Source organism: Actinomadura fulvescens, assembly GCF_039533225.1.
GTDB classification, from domain to species: Bacteria; Actinomycetota; Actinomycetes; order Streptosporangiales; family Streptosporangiaceae; genus Spirillospora; species Spirillospora fulvescens.
On the sequence record NZ_BAAATD010000009.1, the window covers coordinates 358544 to 377060 of the forward strand.

Annotated in this window: 19 protein-coding genes, 1 tRNA gene and 1 pseudogene; 9 read left to right on the top strand and 12 right to left on the bottom strand. The window is 66.4% G+C overall.

Going from position 1 to position 18517, the window contains the following annotated elements; translation table 11 throughout:
• Positions 1 to 54: 54 nt before the first annotated feature.
• Together ABD333_RS31565 and ABD333_RS31570 are read right to left on the bottom strand one after the other, a co-directional pair.
• Entirely contained in the window at positions 55 to 363 is a 309-nt protein-coding gene (locus ABD333_RS31565) for a hypothetical protein (protein ID WP_344546182.1), read from the bottom strand.
• A gap of 408 nt (positions 364 to 771) precedes the next feature.
• A complete protein-coding gene (locus ABD333_RS31570; RefSeq protein ID WP_344546183.1) occupies positions 772 to 1422 on the bottom strand; it encodes a phosphotransferase in 651 nt (216 codons plus the stop codon).
• Positions 1423 to 1914: 492 nt separating this feature from the next.
• Here ABD333_RS31570 and ABD333_RS31575 point away from each other — a divergent pair, with 492 nt between their 5' ends.
• Positions 1915 to 2244, top strand: a complete 330-nt coding sequence (locus ABD333_RS31575) for a hypothetical protein (RefSeq protein WP_344546184.1) — start codon at positions 1915 to 1917, stop codon at positions 2242 to 2244.
• Between the two features lie 164 nt (positions 2245 to 2408).
• Here ABD333_RS31575 and ABD333_RS47630 read toward each other — a convergent pair.
• The 3 genes and pseudogenes from ABD333_RS47630 to ABD333_RS31585 all read right to left on the bottom strand — a co-directional run.
• Positions 2409 to 2555 (bottom strand): annotated as a pseudogene (locus ABD333_RS47630) (aldo/keto reductase); the annotation flags it as partial.
• On the bottom strand, positions 2552 to 3730 hold the full coding sequence (locus ABD333_RS31580; RefSeq protein ID WP_344546185.1) for a cupin domain-containing protein: 1179 nt from the start codon (positions 3728 to 3730) through the stop codon (positions 2552 to 2554). The pseudogene ABD333_RS47630 and the gene ABD333_RS31580, both read right to left, overlap by 4 nt.
• Positions 3731 to 3748: 18 nt before the next feature.
• Positions 3749 to 3871, bottom strand: a complete 123-nt coding sequence (locus ABD333_RS31585; RefSeq protein ID WP_344546186.1) for a hypothetical protein — start codon at positions 3869 to 3871, stop codon at positions 3749 to 3751.
• A gap of 79 nt (positions 3872 to 3950) precedes the next feature.
• On the opposite strand from ABD333_RS31585, the gene ABD333_RS31590 reads away from it, so the two are divergent.
• Together ABD333_RS31590 and ABD333_RS31595 are read left to right on the top strand one after the other, a co-directional pair.
• Positions 3951 to 4970 carry a hypothetical protein gene (locus ABD333_RS31590; RefSeq protein ID WP_344546187.1) on the top strand — a complete coding sequence of 340 codons (1020 nt, stop codon included), beginning with the start codon at positions 3951 to 3953 and terminating at the stop codon, positions 4968 to 4970.
• The gene (locus ABD333_RS31595) at positions 4967 to 5686 is read left to right on the top strand and encodes a RibD family protein (RefSeq protein ID WP_344546188.1); all 720 of its coding nucleotides are present in this window, start codon (positions 4967 to 4969) and stop codon (positions 5684 to 5686) included. Before ABD333_RS31590 ends, ABD333_RS31595 begins: the two co-directional genes overlap by 4 nt.
• 226 nt (positions 5687 to 5912) lie before the next feature.
• On the opposite strand, the gene ABD333_RS31600 is transcribed toward ABD333_RS31595, so the two are convergent.
• Positions 5913 to 6119, bottom strand: coding sequence for a DUF397 domain-containing protein (locus ABD333_RS31600; protein WP_344546189.1), 207 nt, complete (start codon positions 6117 to 6119; stop codon positions 5913 to 5915).
• A 10-nt stretch (positions 6120 to 6129) separates the two neighbouring features.
• Entirely contained in the window at positions 6130 to 6987 is an 858-nt protein-coding gene (locus tag ABD333_RS31605) for a helix-turn-helix domain-containing protein (RefSeq protein WP_344546190.1), read from the bottom strand.
• Positions 6988 to 7364: 377 nt separating this feature from the next.
• On the opposite strand from ABD333_RS31605, the gene ABD333_RS31610 reads away from it, so the two are divergent.
• Positions 7365 to 7796: an ATP-binding protein gene (locus ABD333_RS31610; RefSeq protein ID WP_344546245.1), complete on the top strand. Its 432-nt coding sequence runs from the start codon at positions 7365 to 7367 to the stop codon at positions 7794 to 7796.
• A 991-nt stretch (positions 7797 to 8787) separates the two neighbouring features.
• On the opposite strand, the gene ABD333_RS31620 is transcribed toward ABD333_RS31610, so the two are convergent.
• Complete coding sequence (locus ABD333_RS31620) at positions 8788 to 9987, bottom strand: phosphorothioated DNA-binding restriction endonuclease family protein (RefSeq protein ID WP_344546191.1); 1200 nt, start codon at positions 9985 to 9987, stop codon at positions 8788 to 8790.
• Positions 9988 to 10349: 362 nt separating this feature from the next.
• On the opposite strand from ABD333_RS31620, the gene ABD333_RS31625 reads away from it, so the two are divergent.
• Complete coding sequence (locus ABD333_RS31625) at positions 10350 to 10682, top strand: hypothetical protein (RefSeq protein ID WP_344546192.1); 333 nt, start codon at positions 10350 to 10352, stop codon at positions 10680 to 10682.
• 296 nt (positions 10683 to 10978) lie between these two features.
• Here ABD333_RS31625 and ABD333_RS31630 read toward each other — a convergent pair whose 3' ends face one another.
• Positions 10979 to 11890, bottom strand: coding sequence for a LysR family transcriptional regulator (locus ABD333_RS31630; protein ID WP_344546193.1), 912 nt, complete (start codon positions 11888 to 11890; stop codon positions 10979 to 10981).
• 98 nt (positions 11891 to 11988) lie between these two features.
• On the opposite strand from ABD333_RS31630, the gene ABD333_RS31635 reads away from it, so the two are divergent.
• The 3 genes from ABD333_RS31635 to ABD333_RS31645 all read left to right on the top strand — a co-directional run bounded on the left by ABD333_RS31635 (position 11989) and on the right by ABD333_RS31645 (position 14217).
• Entirely contained in the window at positions 11989 to 12429 is a 441-nt protein-coding gene (locus ABD333_RS31635) for a hypothetical protein (protein ID WP_344546194.1), read from the top strand.
• 92 nt (positions 12430 to 12521) lie between these two features.
• Entirely contained in the window at positions 12522 to 12914 is a 393-nt protein-coding gene (locus ABD333_RS31640) for a hypothetical protein (RefSeq protein ID WP_344546195.1), read from the top strand.
• Positions 12915 to 13959: 1045 nt separating this feature from the next.
• The gene (locus tag ABD333_RS31645; RefSeq protein ID WP_344546196.1) at positions 13960 to 14217 is read left to right on the top strand and encodes a helix-turn-helix transcriptional regulator; all 258 of its coding nucleotides are present in this window, start codon (positions 13960 to 13962) and stop codon (positions 14215 to 14217) included.
• Between the two features lie 239 nt (positions 14218 to 14456).
• Here ABD333_RS31645 and ABD333_RS31650 read toward each other — a convergent pair.
• A tRNA-Pro gene (locus tag ABD333_RS31650) sits at positions 14457 to 14530 on the bottom strand.
• A gap of 80 nt (positions 14531 to 14610) precedes the next feature.
• Complete coding sequence (locus ABD333_RS31655) at positions 14611 to 15516, bottom strand: metallophosphoesterase (protein WP_344546197.1); 906 nt, start codon at positions 15514 to 15516, stop codon at positions 14611 to 14613.
• A gap of 97 nt (positions 15517 to 15613) precedes the next feature.
• On the opposite strand from ABD333_RS31655, the gene ABD333_RS31660 reads away from it, so the two are divergent.
• Positions 15614 to 16066 (top strand): GatB/YqeY domain-containing protein, encoded by a 453-nt coding sequence (locus tag ABD333_RS31660; protein WP_344546198.1) that lies wholly within the window; start codon positions 15614 to 15616, stop codon positions 16064 to 16066.
• Positions 16067 to 16103: 37 nt separating this feature from the next.
• Here the strand turns inward: ABD333_RS31660 and ABD333_RS31665 are convergent, their stop codons facing one another.
• A complete protein-coding gene (locus tag ABD333_RS31665) occupies positions 16104 to 18386 on the bottom strand; it encodes a penicillin-binding protein (protein WP_344546199.1) in 2283 nt (760 codons plus the stop codon).
• Positions 18387 to 18517 lie beyond the last annotated feature (131 nt).

An 18517-nucleotide genomic window follows, 5' to 3' on the forward strand; every position in this document is an offset into this window, starting at 1 on the left:
TCCGGGCCTTGGCTCGCGATCGCAAGCCTGAGCCCGCCGCGGTGGTCCCTGAAATCACCGCACAGCCTGCGTTCCGCAGGCGCCTCCAATCTTCGACGTCTGTGGAACGCCGGGGACCAGGTCGGGCTGGCCAATCGGGTCAGCGCCCTTCTTTACGTCCTTGAACCAGCGGTCCAGAGGTGTGTGGATCTCTTGCAGGCAGCCGAGCTGGTTCCGCAACGTGTCTCCGTGACGTTTCCCGGCCAGGATCCGGCGTAGTTCGATCACCTCCTCCTTGGTGTTGGGGCCGTCGACTTCGAGGCAGAACACGATGCCTGGACAGTCGTGCCGGACGCGGGCGATGCCGCCCGCCACGTTGGGCATGAGTCCCATCCCGGAGCCGGCTTGACGATCCAGGCCGTCTCCGGCTGGCTGACGCCGAACACCAGACGCAGGTAGACGTCCGCTTTGAGGAGATCGCGGAACTGCGGCACGAAGAGCAACAGCCCCCGGATACTGACGTAGCCGGTGACGATGATGACCCTCGCGCCGTCGCAGCGCCTGCTGATGATCTCGACCGGTGTCTATGTGGTCTCCGAGGCTCCGATGGGTGGTTGGTGATCGAAGGGGGGCGGCAGACGTCTTGATTGTCCCTTAACGCGCCCACAAGCAGTACACGCAGCGCGGTGGCTGGCGACCACCGCCCACCGGCTCAGTGCGTGGAGTTGTTCACCAAGCGTGTTCGCTTACCGTCCGGCGTGCCGTGCCGCTGGTGGGTGACGTAGTCGGCGGCTACCGCCCGCCGAGAGAGGAACCGTGCTGCTGGCGAAGTGATGCTGCCAGCAGGTCGTTGGTGTGGTTTCGGACGAGGGGTGCTAGGCGGGCGTGGATGGGGTCGCGTTCGGCGGCTTGGAGCAGGATGGCGGCCACGGCGAGTTCTGCGAACCGGCCCTCGGTTGTCGTGAGGAAGTCGGCGAAGGTCTTGCGGACCCGGGCGGCTTGCTTCGGGATCGGCAGAGTGTAGGCGTGTAGGTGGGCGGCGTCGAAGCCGTGGGGGGCGGGTCCGAAGCCTTCCCAGTCCAGGATGGTTAGTTCGGGGCTGGTGAGGTTTGCCCAGTGCAGGTCACCGTGGGCCAGGCTCCATCGTTGGACGGTGGTGTCGATGTCTACTTCACCGAGGTAACGCGGGATCGCTCGGTGGAGGTAGTCCTGGGTGATGACGGGTTGGCGGTTGTTGGGGGCCGGGGTCTTGGTGACCGCGTCGCAGGCCCGTCGCAGATGTGACCACCAGGTGTCGGGCAGTGTGATGGCCCGGGTGAGGTCTGGCGAGGATGAGCAGACGGGCGCTGAGATGTAGGAACTGAGTTCCGCACGATAGGCGTATTCGTCGCGGACCCAGTCGGTGGAACCGAGCAGGCGGGGCCGAGGAACATCGGCAGGCACGGCCTCGGCGGCTTCCGCGGTTCCTGTCCAAAGTTTGCCGCCTGCGCTGCCGGCCGGCGCTTCCATGACGCGGAGCCAGGCGCGACCCGAGGTCGTGTTGACGGGCGCGCCGAAGGTTCTGCCGTTGTGGCCCCAAGCTGAGGCTGATCCGGCTTCGGGAGTACAGCGGAGCCTGGTGGCGGGGTTGGTGAAGGCGGTGTGCATTCGTTCACGTACGGCAGGGTCGTCAGACTCGGAGAACACGACAGATCTCCCGCAGGTGCGATGTTGGGATCGGCGGGTGGGCGAACGCGCTGAGCGCGTCCTGCCAGTGTGCCGGAGTTGAGGCCGACAGCAGCGCTCCGGTGATTCCCGGTGTGGATGCCACTACGGCCAACGCGGCCTGGATGGGTGACAGGCGGGGCTGATCATTGTGGCTAGGTCGTCGGTGACCATGTCGGCCAGTTCACCGCCGCCCAGTGGCGCAGACGTCCACACTTCCAATCCGGCCTCGTGAGCTTGTGTGATGGGGCCGGCGCCGTTGAGGGAGTCGGCGAGGGCGGCGATCTGTACGAGGTTCACGGGAAGCTGGATCGCGGTCAGGTGGGTGTCGGAGCTTCCTGCGGCGTCTCGTGCTGCGGTGAGAAGGTCTTCAACGGTGAAGGCGTCGCTAGCGAATCCGCTCCAGGTGGCGACTCCGTAACCGGTGATCTGGTCGTCGTGGGCGGCTTCCTCGCAGACCGCGAAGGCTTGCGTGATCTGTTTGAGGAGGCGGCGTCGGTCGCCGTGGGCGTCGTGCTCGGGGTTGTGGAGATAGAGCAGGTCAAGGCGTTGGCGACGTAGCTCAGCGGCACTGGCGGCAAGCTGATAATCGACATAGGTGGGTGTGATGCAGTGGCTCGTGCGGCCTCGTACGCCGTGATCGCCGCTGCTCGTAGGGCGGCTTGAGCTTGGCTGCGGGTCATGTGTCCGACCTTGGTCGAGACTCGTATCTCGGGGCGGTTGAGCAGGGATCGAGCCAGCTGCGTGTGGGCCGTCCCGTGGGCGTAGACGGGCGCGGTGTCGATCACCGCGACCCCCGCCGCGACGGCCGCGCGAGCTGCGGCGGTCACGTCACGGCAGCGGTAGGTCCCCAAGCCCAGAAGGGTCATCATCGCCCGCTCACTGCCAGGACTCCGGCCCGCAGGAGTCGTTCTAGGAGACGGGCGGTCTGGGCGGTGCTGATTCCCGCCGCTTGAGCGAGGGCGCCGAGCGTGACCGGTCGCCCGGAGGCGAGCATCTGCAGCAGCGGCGTTGCCTTGCGGGTGAGCACCCAGCGTTGCCCAGCGGCTTCCAAGGCCACGGTTTGCTCGGCTTTACGGGTGACGGCTCGTGGAGTCGTGAGCCAGACCGATAGGTCTGGGTCGGACGGGAGTTGTTCGTGGACCGCGTGCGGTAGGGAGAATCCTCCGCGTGTTCCATAGGCCGCATCCCGCGCGGTGAGGTAGGAAGCGATCAGGGAAGGATCGTCCAGGCGTTCGGACACCAGCTTGCCGACTTCACGGCGCCAAGTGGTGTGGCCGTCACTATCGCTTATGCGTGGAAGGTCGGCGCGGATCGCTTCGTGGACCCGCAGTTCGTCTACCAGCCATGACAGTAGGTCGATTCCGGTGTGGGTGGTGAGTCCGCAGGTGAGGTGCAGGGAGGGTTGTCCGGTGGACGCGGCTGCGGCGTGCCACCAGCCGCGTGGCACGTGCAGGACGTCTCCGGCGTGGAGGGTGAACTCGTCGATCGGATGCTCGGGCGGGGTGTCGTCGAAGGAGATGTCTCGGTACAGCGGTGCCGGGCGGGTGGGGCCGTAGATGCGCCATCGTTTGGCGCCGGAGACTTGAATGACGATGATGTCGTGGTCGTCCCAGTGGACACCGAAGCCTTCCTTGGCGGTCCATGAGGCATAGGCGTTGACCTGAATCCCGGTACGCAGGTCGCGCTCCAGCGCGCTCACCAGGTCACGGATGGGTGGATGCATCTCCTCGATCGCGTCCAGTACGAGGGTTGCGCCGTTTCGGAGTTGTGCGGCGAGTAGGTGTGGTTGCGGAGCGTCCCAGGGCGGCATTTGCCGGAACGTGCGGCGTTCGCAGTACTCCGACGTCGGCACGGCCTGCCCGTCGAGAGCCAGTCGCAGCCGGGGCGGCTCCAATCGATGAGTGTCCAGGATTTGGTTCAGTGCCGGCCAGGTCAGCAGGCCAGCGAACCGATCCCCTGCCTTGGGCGGAGCGGGGAAGACACGATGGGTGCGGCCCAGAGCCTGGGCGAGGAACTCCTCCCCGCCCAGGACCTCGGTGATCATGTCGATCATCGTTGTTGTTCAGCCGTCGTTGAGGTCGGACTTGCCGGTGGATCCACCGTCGGACGGCTGCGTGGCGCGGCCGCGCGCAGCCACGATCGTCTCCACGGCTACCACCAGGTCGCTGGTCGTTTCGCTGTTCACTTCGACTCCGTTCCGCCCTGCCACCGCTTGTGGCGGGCTTGCCGGGATCTACCTTGCGGCGACCCGAGCGAGGCGAACAGTGAACGAAGCCGTGGCCGCAACCCGTGGAATCAGTCCACGGGACCATCTCGCCAACCACCGTTGCGCCGTGGCGCGGCGCAGCTACGCTCTCGAATGGGGGAACTTGCGATCAAAGGCGAATAACGACGTGACCAGGCGCAGGGTCTTCGATCCCGGAGCGGTCCCGGAGGGGTTCTGGCGTCGCGATGATGTGCAGCAGTCCCTGACGCACCGCGATGTCGGGCGGTTGTTCCGCCTGTTCCTGGATGAATTTGCCGACTGCACTCAAACCCAGCTCGCGTTGCTCACGGAACATGACCGCTCTGACATCTCCAACTGGGTGAGGGGCGCCCGCCAAGGTCGGGTGTCGGACATAGAGGTTCTTACTCGCATCGCCGACGGCTTGCAGATCCCCGACCAGGCTCGGCTGCAGCTCGGCCTGGCCCCGGCCGGGCCGGTCGACATCAAGGTTGATCTCGCAGGCCCTTGGCATTTCCCAGAGGAACAGGTTGATGCCAGCGCTGCCGGAACGGCGCAGCCCGAGCAGGTGCACCTGGCCATCTGCGGCAGCCGGGCTCCCGACACCGATGCGAGCGTGATCGATGCCGCCGTGCGATGCCTTGCACGGCTCGTGATGAGCAGGCAATACAAGGTCAGTCACGGCCCGGTCGGCGTTGGAATCGAGGTCATGACCTACATCGCTGATCAGTACCGTCCGCCCGACGTTGCCCTGGCCCTCGGGCTCTTCGGTCACCGCAACGTCATTCATGATGCGAAGTACGTCATCGTTCTCGGCGGCTCGGCCGGCACCCGCACAGAGATTGACCTCGCCTTGTCGATGGGCAAGAGAGTCATCCCGTTGCCCTGCAGCGGAGGCACAGCCCGGCGCTTCTACCACCAGGCCGCCCGAGACAAGCGACTCCGCCAATGGATGGCCGACGACCACTTCGCTGCTCTCAACGCCTGCGACGACCCCGGCGAAGACTTCATCCGTATCGTCGAGCACCTGATCACCACTGACCTTGGAGCCTCCGAGTGAGCGAACGCCCGTACGTGCTGCTGTCCTGCGCCGCGTCGATCGACGGATACATCGACGACAACACTGACGAGCGCCTCCTGCTGTCCAACGACGAGGACTTCGATCGCGTCGACGAAGTCCGAGCCAGTTGCGACGCGATCCTGGTCGGCGCCAACACCATCCGACGCGACAATCCCCGCCTCCTGGTGCGTGCTCAGCAGCGCCGTGAGGACCGTGTCCACCGCGGCCTTCCCGAAACACCGATCAAAGTCACCTTTACCAACCGCGGTGACCTCGACCCTCAGGCCCAGTTCTTCGCCGCCGGTGACACCGAGAAGATCGTCTTCTGTGCCAATTCCGGGGTGGACAAGTGCCGTGACCGACTGGGCAGTGTCGCCACGGTCGTGGACGCCGGTGACCCCGTCGACCTGACGGCCGTCCTTGCGGAACTCGCTGCCCGGGGGGTCCGACGACTGATGGTTGAAGGTGGTGGCACCGTCCACACCCAGTTCCTCACCGCGGGGTTTGCCGATGAGCTGCAGCTAGTGATTGCTCCATTCTTCGTCGGCGACCCCGAAGCCCCCAGCTTCGTCGGCCCGGGCAAGTTCCCTCATCACCCCGGCCACAGGATGACCGTTGCCGAGGTACGCCAAATCGGAGACGTCATCCTCGCGCGTTACCTTCTGACCCCCAGCACCCAAGGCTCGCATCGCCATCTGGCCGACAACGCCAGATAGACAGCTGACGGACGCGAACTCCAAGCGACGGGATCGCCTGCGGAGGGGGCAGCGACGCGACGCGTCAACGTGGACTTGCCGATGCCGCCCTCTCCAGCCACCGCGAGGATGTTGACCGCGGGCCGCTGGAAGTCCATCAGCGCCGGGACGGGCCACTCGCATGCGGAGTGCCCGAGCGGAAAACCCAAGTGCTTGCGGAGGCGCGGAACTGGCCTTCCGGGCCGGTTCACCCCTGGTCGAAGACGCCCGCCTTGATCTGATGCCTGAGCTTCTGCCAGACCTGGCCTTCGAGGACGAGCTTGGGACCTTCCGGATCCTTGGAATCCCGCACAGCGGCATGACCACCGACGCCTGCTAGCTCGACGCACTGATCGGTCGTCTGCTGGCTGCGGGTGCTCTTAGTCCAAGATGCTTGGCTGAAATCCGGAATCATGCTTACTTGTCTACCCTGTTCGGTGCCGTCGGGCTGCGGCATTGATCAGGTCTACGGACGCCGCAGGGCTGAGCGCCGTCGCGCTGAGGTGCTGGAACGCACTACTCGTGGCCTGCACGTCGGCCGCACGTTCCAGAAAGAGGGTTCCCGAGACGCTGTCGACGTAGGCAACGTCCGGGTCGGAGCCAGGGAAGCTGAAGACCCCGATCATGCCGCTGAGTGAGGCGTGTGGGCCAGCGCTGAACGGCATCACTTGGATGTCGATCTGGGGATGGTGCGCCATCTCGACCAAGTGCATGAGCTGCCCGTGCATGACATCCGGCCCTCCGATCTCGCGATAGAGGGCGGCCTCGTCCAGCACTGTCCAGAGCCGAAGGGTGCCCGCTTCGCCGATGACGGCCTGGCGCTTCGTACGGAGGCTGAGACGACGACCGATCTCGTCTTCCCCCAGTGTCAACGGGCCGGCGCGAGTAATGATCGCCCGCGCGTAGTCGGTGGTCTGCAGGAGGCCGGGGACCGAAGAGGGCTGATACGTCCGAAGCGACTCGGCCGCTGACTCGAGCCCTATGTAGGTTCGGGCGTTCTTGCTCAGCATGTCGCTGTAGGGCTGCCACCACTCCTTCTGTCGCGCCGCCTTGGCCAACTGGATGAGTGCCTCACGAGTGGAGGAGTCGTTCACCCCATAGAGGTCTAGGAGATCGACGACGTCTGACCACGGGACTGAGATCCGGCCCTTCTCGATCCGGGAGACCTTGGCGCCGTACCAACCCAGACGCTCGGTGACTTCGTCGCCGGTGAGTCCCGCAGCCTCACGCAGATGGCGGAGTTCCGTGCCCAGTTGCCGCCGTCGAACGGTTGGGGAGGTCAATGCATCACCATTTCCATCTCTGGAGAAATTTCACGAGAGCAGTTGCATGTCTGCATGCTACTCGGCACACTGACAGTGTGCAGCAGGTCACAGTTTGTGGTGGCGAGGGCCTCTGCAGGCGTAGATCGTGATCGGCTGACCCAGCGGAGCGTTTTCGGTGGGCAGCACATAGCAGCCGCGCGGACGGGTTACGGATTGGAGCCCCTGACCCGGCCGCGCGGCTTCACCCCCAGAAGGAGGTACGGATGAGGATAGCTCTGAGGGCGGTGGCTCCGCCCTCCCCGAAGGGCGCTGAAGGCTCCTCACACGTCGCCGGGGAGTCTGGCCAGAGCGCACCGTCTGTCAGGACGAACATGGACGGGACTCTGGCCTTTCCCATGGCGCCGACGACCCACCAGTTCACGGACGACGGAGCGAGCACAGACTCGGACAAAGACGATTGTGTGTGGCGAGTCGAGGTGCCCGGAGTGGCCGAGGCGATACCTCTACTGCGTCGGTGGGTGCGCCTGCTCCTGGTCGATGAGTTGGCCGAAGCGTTCGAGTTGATCGTCAGTGAGTACAGCACGAATGCGTTGTGGCATACGGCCAGTAGCCGACCCGGCGGCCGGATCAGGGCTGAGCTCCACATCAGCAGGCAGCAGACGCGCCTCACGGTGCTGGACGACGGCCCTGTTCTTGCCCGCACCGATCAGAGCGCCGATCCGGACGAGCACGGACGCGGATTGCTCGTGGCGGACTCATACGCCGGTGACATCGGCGAGTACGACTGCGCCGACGGCCACGCCACCTGGGCACTGATCAGGCGCTGAGACCAGGATGCGCGCCGCACCCTCGTGAGGCGTGTCCTTCGCTGGCCACCCTGGCCGGCTTGTCGTGCGGCCGGTGATCGTCCCCCCGGTTTCACCGGCCGCACGACTCTTCAACAGGCCGTCTTGGCCATCCATCACCTAAGGAGCGTGCCCGCCGCACGCTTGCTTGGAGGTGACCTAGTGACTTTGCTAGAACCCGTCGTCCAAGCCGGTGGAGCTCCCTACGGACTATCCGCCGAGCGGCCTAACGCCCTGCCTGCGGAGACCGACCTTGATCTGGCCGCCGTTTGGTTGCAGCGACGGTATCCAGACCTGTGCTGTTGGTGGGGTGAGTACACCGGCTCTATCTGGGCCCTGCTACCCGGTCAGCTGGTCGAGGCGAAGAACGCCATTGATCTCGCCCGCCGTATCGACGCGCTATCCGAGCGCTCGACTCCCCGGGACGTCACGGGATGCTTCATCCAGCAGGAGAAGGCACCGCAGCGCACACCCAAAGGGTCGTGGGAAGACCGCGGCCGGCAGCCATCTCTTGCGCCCGGTCGAACCCTGTCCTCTGACGTAGCGACGTGCCGTCGACGTAACGGCCGTCTCAGCCGCGTGCTCGCCGGTTGTCGCCGCATCCTCCTGAGAGAAGCACAGCTGGGAAGCAAAGGGCGCTGAGGCGGCAGTTCGGGTCGAGTTCCCTCGCAAGATCAGTGCTCGCGGCCTTGAGGATCTCGTTAGCCCGTCTCAGTTCCCGATTCTCCTGCTCCAGTTCAGCGATCCGCTGAGCGTCGCTCGTCTAGGTCCCTGAACGCTTGCCCACATCGACCTCGGCCTGACGGACCAGGTCCACAGCGTCTCGCGGTGCACGCCGAGCTGATCATCCACGCTGATCGACCCGGCCTTCTGGCCGGTCTGCTCACGCGTCAAACACCATACGAACCGCGCGTTCACGCAGCTCAGGAAAGTACTTCGACGATGGCGCCATAGCCCGTCACCCTTCCAGGTATCAAGGTGTCCGCCCCACCTGGGGCGCTCCACTTGCTTGGGCCTCCCAGGCAGTGTGGCGGGAGCGAGCCTCGGTGAGGAGGAGCCTGCGTAGCTGCTCGCGGGTGTGGCCGCGGGTTTTGATGGCGTGGCAGTTGGGGCACAGCGCGATCATCTGAATGGGGTGGTCGCGGCCCCAGTTGGCGCGCCCCTCGACGTGGTCGACTTCCAGGATGGGCTCGCCGCGGTCGGTGAGGTCGTCGGGCTGGCCGGCGCACACTGGGTTCTCGCATCGGCCGCGGCTGCGCAGGAGCACAGCCTTGACCGCAGTCGTGGAACGTACAGGCCGTTCGCTGGTCGTACGGCTGATGCGGTCATGATCGCCACGTGCCTCGGCGGCTTCGACACTGCGGCAAAGGCGCTCATAGGCATTGAAGTCGCTGTCGTTGTGTCGCGTGGGACGGCCTGTCTCCGCAGGTTGAAGGCCTACCTCGTTGAGCAGCGCTTGGGGGATTGTGCCGTCGAAGAAGCGACGGCCGAGTTCTGCGGTGGCTTCGCCGCGTGCTTCCTCGGAGGAGGCTGCCAGCTCGTACGCCCAAGGCGACAGACCGCTGTGCGGGTCGTGCTCCTCCATCCATCCGAGGGGTTCGCCGTGCGCAGGTGGGACTGCCCCGGTATGGCCATGCAGTTCCCACAGGTCGGTGTTGGCCAGGGCGAGGATCGGGAACTCCGGCCGAGGCCTTGAACGCGGCTGGCCGTACTCGCGCAGGAGCCCGCGCAGTTCAGTGCGAGCGGCGCTCCAGGAAACAAGGCGTGGGGCATGGTGAGCGGCGTGTCCCAGCGCCCACAGCAGGGTGATCGGCTGATGTCTGGCCGGTCCGTCAGCGGTACTGGCGACGCGCAGCCCCTGCAATTGCGCCATGAACCGTTGAAGGGGCGGGAGAGGCTCGTCGGTGACCACTTCGAATCCCAGCCGGGTCAGGAGTCGTCCGACGGTCTGATGTCCGCCGGAGAACTCCCGGGCGCTCAGCGGCCGGTCCGCGACGTAACGGTAGGCCACGCCCACGATGGCCTTGGAGTCGTAAAAGCCGCCGTTGTAGTGCAGCAAGTACCGACGCGCAGGGTCGAAGCCGTACTCATCGAGGAAGCGGTCCCGCCCCAAGCGATCGCACTCGGCAATCGCCTCCAGCACGGCCTCACGCGTGATGGACGAGAGATCCATAAATGGATGGTATGACCGAGTAGTTCCAGTTCGCCAAGGTTTGGGCCAGGCCCACGTCCCCACTGCGCGCGAGAAGGCCAACACCCGCCGCACCGCTCGCCAGCATGTAACGAGCGCAGTTGGTTCCTCGAGGAGTGGTGGCGAACTTGGTGACTTTGAGGAAATCCTCGGATAGTGATCTCTTGTTCGCGCGAGTGCAGCAGGGGCGCTGAGATGGCGACCGCAGAGTACGTCTGGACGACTACGGCATCGACCTTCGGGCCTACCTCGCGGATTCGAGTGCTGAGGGTAGGTGGGTAACCTCAAGCGCATCGGCTGCTCGCCACGGTCGCCGACGTGTGTTCGACTTACCTATCCGGGTCATGCCAACCCGCGAACTGCTGCGCACCCGGCCCAACCCGTTCACCGCCGACCAGGTCCGAACCCTGCGCGGCCTCCGGCGAGCTGGACCGCCGCCACGGCCCCGGACCGAGCCGATCACCGTGCAGCGGCGGGTCAGCAACACCGGCGTGGTCATGGTCGCCGGACAGAAGATCGCGCTGGGACGTCTGCACGCCGGCCGCGTGGTGACCATCCATGTCGCCGACACCACCCTGACCATCGAGCTAGACGACGACACCCGCATCGTCCGGCGGACCACCACCCAACCCGTCCGCAGCATCAAAGCTCACCGGCCCCGCAAGGCCACCCCATGATTCCTAGAACATCCGTCAAGCATGTCCTGGGACTGATCCGTCAAGCATCAGGTGGGACTAGACACGTCCTCGTGCCAGACGAACTTTCTCCAGCGGCGGTCCGCGCAGCATGACGATGACATCGGGCCTTGTCATCACGCCCACACATGAACGGGCACCGTCACCTACAACCCTCCACCTGCCGACCGGGGAATGTACGGTTTCAGTCGACACTCCCGCTGACACTGGCTCCGAGTGCGGTCAGCGCGGTGAGAACACCGCCCACAGTCCACTATTCGCCGTGATCGGAGAGCCTGTCATGTGTGACCTTGGGCTTGGTCGTGTGCCAGAGCAGCCACTACCTGGGTGAACGTGTCGAGCAGGGGCGTCTGGGCGCCGGCGAGGTGGATGAGGCCCCATTCCGGCGGGGGGCAGTCGCTGATCGGGATGGTCGCGAGCCCTGGGTGACGGTGGTAGGACATGGCCCGGTCACCGAAGATGAACGCGCCGCGGCCGAGGGATATGAGCGAGAGCGCCTGGTGCACCGAGGTCACGGCCGGCCCGTGCGGGATCGGGGTGCCGCTCGGCGTGGTGTTGGGGGAGCGGGCCCGCCTCCACGTCGCCGACATGGTGGGCGTGCTCAGCAGCGGCACGGTCGCCAGGTCCTCGAGGGAGATGCTGGCGCGTCCTGCGAACGGGTGGTCGGCGCTGATGACGAGCAGCGGCTCTTCCTGGAGCAGGACCGGTCCTGTGGTGACGCCGGGTTCCTCCACGGGATAGCTCGCGCACATCACGTCGACATCGCCGTTGTGCAGCGGCCGCAGCGCGTCCCCGGCCAGAAGCTCATGGACGATGATCCGGGCGCCGGGCTGCGTCGTGTGCAGGATGTCCGCGGCCTCGACGAAGAGCCGGCCCCACAATGCGTTGATGTAGCCCACCCGTAGCGTGCCGCTGACACCGCGAGCGGACGCCGTGGCGCTGTCGAGCGCGTCGCGGATGCCCTGGTAGTGGGGATACAGCTCGGCGTGCAACTGCTTGCCGAGACCGGTGAGCACGACCCGCCGGCTGGTGCGTTCGAACAGTGCCGCCCCCACCCGCCGTTCGAGGGCGCGGATGAGCTGGCTGACCCGCTGCGGCGTGACCTGGCGCCGTTCGGCGGTCCGGCCGAAGTGGAGCTCCTCGGCCAGGATCAAGAACGTCTCGAGCTCCCCGGGTTCGACAAGCGGCATTTGATGATCGTAAACAAAACGCCTGTCGATAACAGGAGTGGATCTTGAAATCCTCGAAGCGCCCAGCCCTTTGCCAGGACCAACAAGGAAGGCTTCGCATGAAGAGACGGCTTCTCGCCGTGGTCGCCACGGCCGCCGCCGTGGCACCTCTGGCCATCGCCGCCCCCGCTTCCGCGACAGGCGCCACGCACACGGTCACCCTCGCGGGACGCGATGCCACGACGCAGGCTGCGTGCAAGTGCGTGTCCATCGCCGAGATCAGGAACAACAAGATCATCGGCAGTGCGACGTTCTACGCCAACGGGGACAAGCTCGTGGTGAGCTCGTCCGGCTACAGAGGCTGGAGCACCTACGCCCGCGTCGAGCACCTCGTCCGAGGCGAGTGGACCAAGTGGTGGGGCGGCTCCGCCGGACCTGGAGACGTCCGCAACTACCCCAAGAACGTGGCCGAAGGCGAACTGGTCCGCGTCACGATGTGGATGTTCAAGGGCAGCACCAGGAAGACGAGCAAGGGCACCACCGGCACCCGCCGAACCTGACCGATGACAGAAGGTTCTGGCCTTCGCGTACGAGAAAGGAACGTTGAATGATTCGATGGGCGCGGAGGGCTGTCCTGCTGGGAGCAGGGGCCGTGCTGACACTGTCGGCCACCGGAGCCGGAATCGCTTCGGCCGACACCGTCGCGAAGCAGGCTCCTCAGGCGGCAGCCTGTTACGTGAAGGTGTTCCAGCTCAAGAACTATCGCGGCCACTCGGCCTGCGTCACCCAGGACATGAAAGACCTGTCCCAGTGGTACTGGCCCGGCACCAACACCCGCATGGACAACGGTCCAAGCTCCATCCAGCGGGACAAGGCCTGCTACGTGGACCTCTACCAGCACAAGGGTTACTCGGGCGCGCACAGTCACTGGAAGCGGTCCGAGCCGCGCCCCGGCGCATGGTCCGCCGACCCTAGCCTCTCCAACAACAAGGTCGGCGACAACCGGACCAGCTCCATCAAGATCGACTGCCGCATCGACGTCTGACCACGTCCCCTGTGATCGGGTGCCTGTCGCGGCCGGCGTTCGATCTCAACGCCAACGAGGTCTGAGCTCCCAGGAGCTCAGACCTCGTTTGCCGGCTCACGCTGGCCGGAAGGTCCATTCAGCGTCGCGAGGCGTCGGTCGTTCTATTGCCGCTCGCGTCGCGACCAGGGCACCAGCCACTGCGGTGGACAACCCTGCTTGTTTGGTCGCGGCCGACTTCCCCACACCGCTGGGGCCTCGGCTCCGCGGTCCGCGCGCGGCGCCTCCGCCCGAGCATCGCCCGCCACAAGTGTCGAACCCTCAGCCGAGACGGAGTAGATGAGTGTTCAGCGAGCCCTAAAGAGACCAGCTGCTCCTGTCGTAACTTATAGTTGATGAACGACTGGCATCGTCCTCCTCGCCGACAGGACGATGCCGACTTCGAGGGAGAGGAGGCCGGCATGAACAACACGAGCCGCATCCCCACGGATGCCCGCCCTTGTTCCGAGGAGTGCGATCATGCGCAACGACCCCCAGGAATCAACCTCCCGAGCCCATGACGATTCGTCCACCGAGCAGCTCGCTCGCGACCTGTACGAGCAGGTCCGGCAGCTCAACCACGCCACAAGCGGTCCTCCCGGTCTGACGCAGCCCGGCACCGTCTACACGGTGCTCGGCAACCTCGGCGCCGCCGCGTACGGCCTCGACCAGACCATCGAGCAGCTCAACGACTTCTTACTCCACGAAGAGGAGCACGGTCGACTCGGTCACGACCGCGACGAACCGACCGCTCCAGCACTCCAGCAATGCGGGCGAGCGCTCTCAGCTGCACGTAAGCACAGCGGCGGCCTACACGCAGCTCTCAGCGAAGCCCAAAGCGCGATCAACGCCATCCACGGCGGCCCCGTCTCCCCGCACAACCCCGGTCCTCCGTGGAGATCGCCGCCGAGGACTTCCCGATCCCGGTCGAGCAGGCGTCCTCGCTGCTCCCTGGCTCTGATCGACCACCACCCCAAGGCCCGTCCGCAGTCCGTCCCGTCCGGAAGGACGGCTGAGCGTGGAACCGATGAGCCGGGAAGAGCTACGCGCTCTGCCGACCACCACGACCATCGAGGTCGCGGCCCGCGCGCTGGGGCTTGGTCGCACTCGCGCCTACGAACTCGCCAAACGCGGCAGCTTCCCGTGCAAGGTGATCCGTATCGGAACCAGCTACCGCGTCGTCACCGCCGACCTCCAACGCCTGCTCAGCGAGCAGCAGACGAGCTCGACCGAGACCACAGACACCGGAGCGGCTTCTGCAAGCCGTTCGGTGTGGCTGCCTTGACGGTGATCGCCAGCTGAAGGGCGGGCTCGCCCGCCTTTCCCCGTTCGCTGGTCCGCTGCACAAGGGCGGGATTTGAACACGAGACGTCTGCCTGATCACTGGCCGAGGGAGGGTTTTGTGTCGTCAGGGGCACGGACGGTGTCGGGGGGTGGCGTTCAATCCCACGGACGAATCACGGACAAACGATCAGAGGCCGGTTCCTGGTCTTCAGGAACCGGCCTCTGAGCTGGCGTTTTCTGTCGGGGTGGCGGGATTTGAACCCACGACCTCTTCGTCCCGAACGAAGCGCGCTGCCAAGCTGCGCTACACCCCGGTTGGTGGCTGCCCGGGAGTCGTACGTGCCTCCCGGCGCCTCGACTACTTTAGCGGATGCTTGGGAGTGCTGCGTCCCCATTATCCGGGCGTGCGGGGGACCAGGGTCAGCAGGGAGGCCTCGGGTGGGCAGCAGAAGCGCATGGGGGCCTTGGGGGAGGTGCCCAGGCCCGCGGAGACGTGGAGCCAGGAGCCGCGGTGCTGGTGCAGGCCCTTGACTCGGGGGCGGTCGATGCCGCAGTTGGTGGCTAGGGCGCCGTAGAAGGGGACGCAGACCTGGCCACCGTGGGTGTGGCCGGCGAGGAGGAGGTCGTAGCCGTCGGCGGCGAAGCGGTCGAGGTTGCGGGGCTCAGGGGAGTGCATGACGCCCAGGTGGACGTCGGCGCGGGGGTCGACGGGGCCGGCGATCTTCTCGTAGCGGTCCCGGTTGATGTGGGAGTCGTCGATGCCCCCGAACTCCACGTCCAGGTCTCCTACCTTGAGGCGGCCGATCCGGTTGTTGAGGTCCAGCCAGCCGGCGGCCTGGAGCGAGGAGCCCAGCTCGCGGTAGGGCAGGTCGGGCTCGCGGCGGCGCTTCTTGTAGTCGGACTGCGATGTGCGCCAGATGTAGCGGGTGGGGTTCTTGAAGATCGGCGAGTAGAGGTCGTTGGAGCCGTACACGAAGGCGCCGGGGCGGTCCAGGAGCGGGCCGAGCGCGTCCAGGAACGGGCCGATGGCGTCAGGGTGCGAGATGGAGTCGCCGGTGTTGACCACCAGGTCGGGCTCCAGCGCGTCGAGGGAGCGGACCCAGTGGATGAGGCGCTGGCGGCCCGGGGTGAGGTGCGCGTCGGAGACGTGCAGGATCTTGATGGAAGGGCGGCCGGGTGGGAGGACGGGGACCTCGAAGCGCCGCAGACGGAACCAGTTCCGTTCGATGACCGAGGCGTAGCCGAACGTGGCGGCGCCGATGCCCGCCAGCCACAGGGGCGCGGCGTAAAGCTTTCGCACGGTTCTCCCTCCAGACGACGTCTCCATCGTCCCAGAGATGGGCCGCCGCGGCGTAATCCTGGTGAGGCGGGAGCGGCCGTACGGGCATGATGTGACCATGAGTGCCCTGAAGGAGAAGCTGGAGGCCGACCTCTCGGTCGCGATGAAGGCCCGTGACGAGGTGCGTACCCGTACGCTGCGCATGGCCCTGACCGCGGTGAAGAACGAGGAGGTCGCCGGCAAGCAGTCGCGTGAGCTGTCCGACGACGACGTCGTCAAGGTGCTCACCCGCGAGGCCAAGAAGCGCCGCGAGGCCGCCACGGCGTTCGCCGACGCCGGCCGTGACACCCAGGCGCAGGCGGAACGGGACGAGGGCGCGGTCCTGGAGGACTACCTGCCCGCGCAGCTGTCCGACGAGGAGCTCACCGCCCTGGTCACCGCCGCGATCGCCGAGACCGGCGCGGAGGGTCCGCGTGCGATGGGCCAGGTCATGAAGGTCGTCAACCCGAAGGTCGCCGGCCGTGCCGAGGGCGGCCGGGTCGCCGCCGAGGTCAAGCGCCAGCTCCTCTGAACCGGCGAAGGCTCCCGTTTATCGGGAGCCTTCGCGCTCAGAACGGCCAGGGCCAGCCGCCCCGGCCCGACGGCTCACCGCCGCCGTCGCGCCGGCGGCCGCTGCTCATGAAGATCATGACGGTGCTGCCGGGCGCGACCTCGGCGTTGGCGCCGGGCGCGGTGTTGACCACCTTGCCCTTGGGCAGGTCGGACGGGACGGGCTGCGGAACGACCTTGCCCTGAAGATCGGCGGCGCCGAGCGCGGCCATCGCGGCGCCGACCGACATGCCGCGCACGTCCGGCACGGTGCTCGTGTCGCCGAAGTCCTCGATCGAACGGGCGAAGCCGGGAGCGGGCCTGCCCGCGAGGGCGTTCTGCATGCTCTGCCGCCAGATCGACAGGGGCTGGTCGGCGCCGAAGACGTTCACCGGGTAGGCGACGGGACCGCGCGGGTCCCAGTAGGCGACGGCCGCGGCCATGGTGGGGGTGTGCCCGGCGAACAGCGCACAGGTGTGGGCCTCACAGGTACCGGTCTTGCCCGCCGCGGGACGGCCGATGCCGCCGCCCCTGGCCGTGCCCTGGGTGAGGACGCCCTGCATGATCTCGTTCACCTTGTCGGCGACGGGCTGGTCCACGACCTGGCGGCAGTCCGGCTTGGGCAGCTTGACCTTCTTGCCTTCGCCGTCGACGACCTCGGTGACCGAGACGGGGGCGCAGTACTTGCCGCGCGCTGCGATGCCCGCGTAGGCGGCGGCCAGATGCACCATGTCGACCTCGTTGGTGCCGAGCACCTGCGAGGGAACCTCCAGGAACGGCCGCCCGTCGGCGCGCTTCATGCCGAACTTCTGCGCCATCTTGATCGACTCGCAGAGGCCGACGCGCTTCTCAAGCTGTGCATAGAACGTGTTGACCGAGTGCCACGTACCGGTCTTGAGGTTGTAGGCGCCCTTCTCGGCGGGGTCGGAGTTGCGCGGGCTGAAGACGCCCGTCGGCCTACCCTTGCAGTCGGTGAGCCCGGCGACGGTGGTCTGCGCGCCCGCCGCGATCGAGGTGTTGACCGGGATGCCCTGGTCGAGCGCCGCGATCAGAGTGAAGATCTTGAACGTGGAGCCCGCGGACACACCGCCGCCGCCGCCGTGGGCCGCGTCGGCGGGCAGGTTGAGGGTCGTGCGGCCCTTCTTGCTGCCGAACCGCTTGCTCAGCCCGATGGCCCGGACGTGCCCGGTGCCGGGCTCGACCATCGACTCGGCGCCGACCCGGGTGCTGCCGGGGGCGACGTAGTTGCGCAGGGCCCTGTCGACCGCCCGCTGGGCCTTCCGGTCCAGGGTCGTGCGGATCGTGTAGCCGCCGCGGTTGAGCTTGTTGATGACGTCCTGCTTCTGCTTGTCCTTGAGCGACCAGTACTTGCCTTCGGACAGGATGTTGAGCATGTCGAACTTGACGTACTCGCAGAAGTACGGGGCGTCGCTGGTCTCGCAACCACCGGCGGGGTTGGTCTTGTTGAGTTCGATCGGCTTGGCGGCGGCCGCGTCGGCCTGTGCCTTGGTGATGTGCCCCAGCTCGGCCATCCGGTAGAGAACGACGTCGCGCCGCTCACGGGCCTTCTTGCCGTTGAGGATCGGGTCGTAGGCGGTGGGGTTCTGGGTGACACCGGCCAGCAGAGCGGCCTGTTCGAGGTTGAGCTGCGACGCGGGCTTGCTGAAGTAGCGCTGGGACGCGGCTTCGACGCCGTACGCGCCGGCGCCGAAGTAGGCGATGTTCAGGTAGCCCTGGAGGATCTCGTCCTTGGTCATCTTCTGCTCAAGGTCGAGGGCGTAGCGCAGCTCGCGGAGCTTGCGGCCGACCGTGGGCGCCGTCACCTCTTTGTACTCGGCGTCGGTCTTGGCGTTGTCGACCAGGAGGTTCTTGACGTACTGCTGCGTGAGGGTCGAGCCGCCCTGGGTCTGCTCGGACTCGACGTTCTTGGCCAGCGCGCGGATCGTGCCCTTCAGGTCCAGCGCGCCGTGCTGGTAGAACCGCGAGTCCTCGATGTCGACGATCGCGGTCTTCATGATGGGCGCGACCTGGTCGAGGCGGATTGGTTCGCGGTATTTGTCGAAGAACGTGGCGAACTGCTTGCCGGTCGAGTCGAACACCTTCGTCTGGGCCGACGGCTTCGACGTCTTGAGCTCGCTCTCCATGTTCTGGAAGTTGGTCGCCGCGTCGCGCGCGGTCAAACCCGCGCTGCCGACGCCCGGCAGCACGATGAAGGCGACCAGAACCCCGGCGACGACGCCCGCCACCAGCAGCCTGAACAGCGTGGAGAAGGCGTTGGCTCGTCCCTCGTTCGCATCATGCACGGGGTCTAGGGTACGCGGGACGAACAGTGCCCAAGGGCACAGGTCGGTCTGCGGCCACGGTGCGGGGGTCGCCGTCCCGCAGATCAGCGGGCTGATCAGATGAAGATCATCGACCTGATCGGCGCGCTTCC

Excerpts from the sequence above, each read along its gene's own strand:
- ABD333_RS31625 (WP_344546192.1), top strand. The coding sequence starts at position 10,350 with ATGCCAACCCGCGAACTGCTGCGCACCCGGCCCAACCCGTTCACCGCC.
- ABD333_RS31635 (WP_344546194.1), top strand. The coding sequence starts at position 11,989 with ATGAAGAGACGGCTTCTCGCCGTGGTCGCCACGGCCGCCGCCGTGGCA.
- ABD333_RS31610 (WP_344546245.1), top strand. The coding sequence starts at position 7,365 with ATGGCGCCGACGACCCACCAGTTCACGGACGACGGAGCGAGCACAGAC.
- ABD333_RS31660 (WP_344546198.1), top strand. The coding sequence starts at position 15,614 with ATGAGTGCCCTGAAGGAGAAGCTGGAGGCCGACCTCTCGGTCGCGATG.
- ABD333_RS31630 (WP_344546193.1), bottom strand. The coding sequence starts at position 11,890 with ATGCCGCTTGTCGAACCCGGGGAGCTCGAGACGTTCTTGATCCTGGCC.
- ABD333_RS31580 (WP_344546185.1), bottom strand. The coding sequence starts at position 3,730 with ATGATCACCGAGGTCCTGGGCGGGGAGGAGTTCCTCGCCCAGGCTCTG.
- ABD333_RS31620 (WP_344546191.1), bottom strand. The coding sequence starts at position 9,987 with ATGGATCTCTCGTCCATCACGCGTGAGGCCGTGCTGGAGGCGATTGCC.
- ABD333_RS31600 (WP_344546189.1), bottom strand. The coding sequence starts at position 6,119 with ATGATTCCGGATTTCAGCCAAGCATCTTGGACTAAGAGCACCCGCAGC.
- ABD333_RS31645 (WP_344546196.1), top strand. The coding sequence starts at position 13,960 with ATGAGCCGGGAAGAGCTACGCGCTCTGCCGACCACCACGACCATCGAG.
- ABD333_RS31565 (WP_344546182.1), bottom strand. The coding sequence starts at position 363 with ATGCCCAACGTGGCGGGCGGCATCGCCCGCGTCCGGCACGACTGTCCA.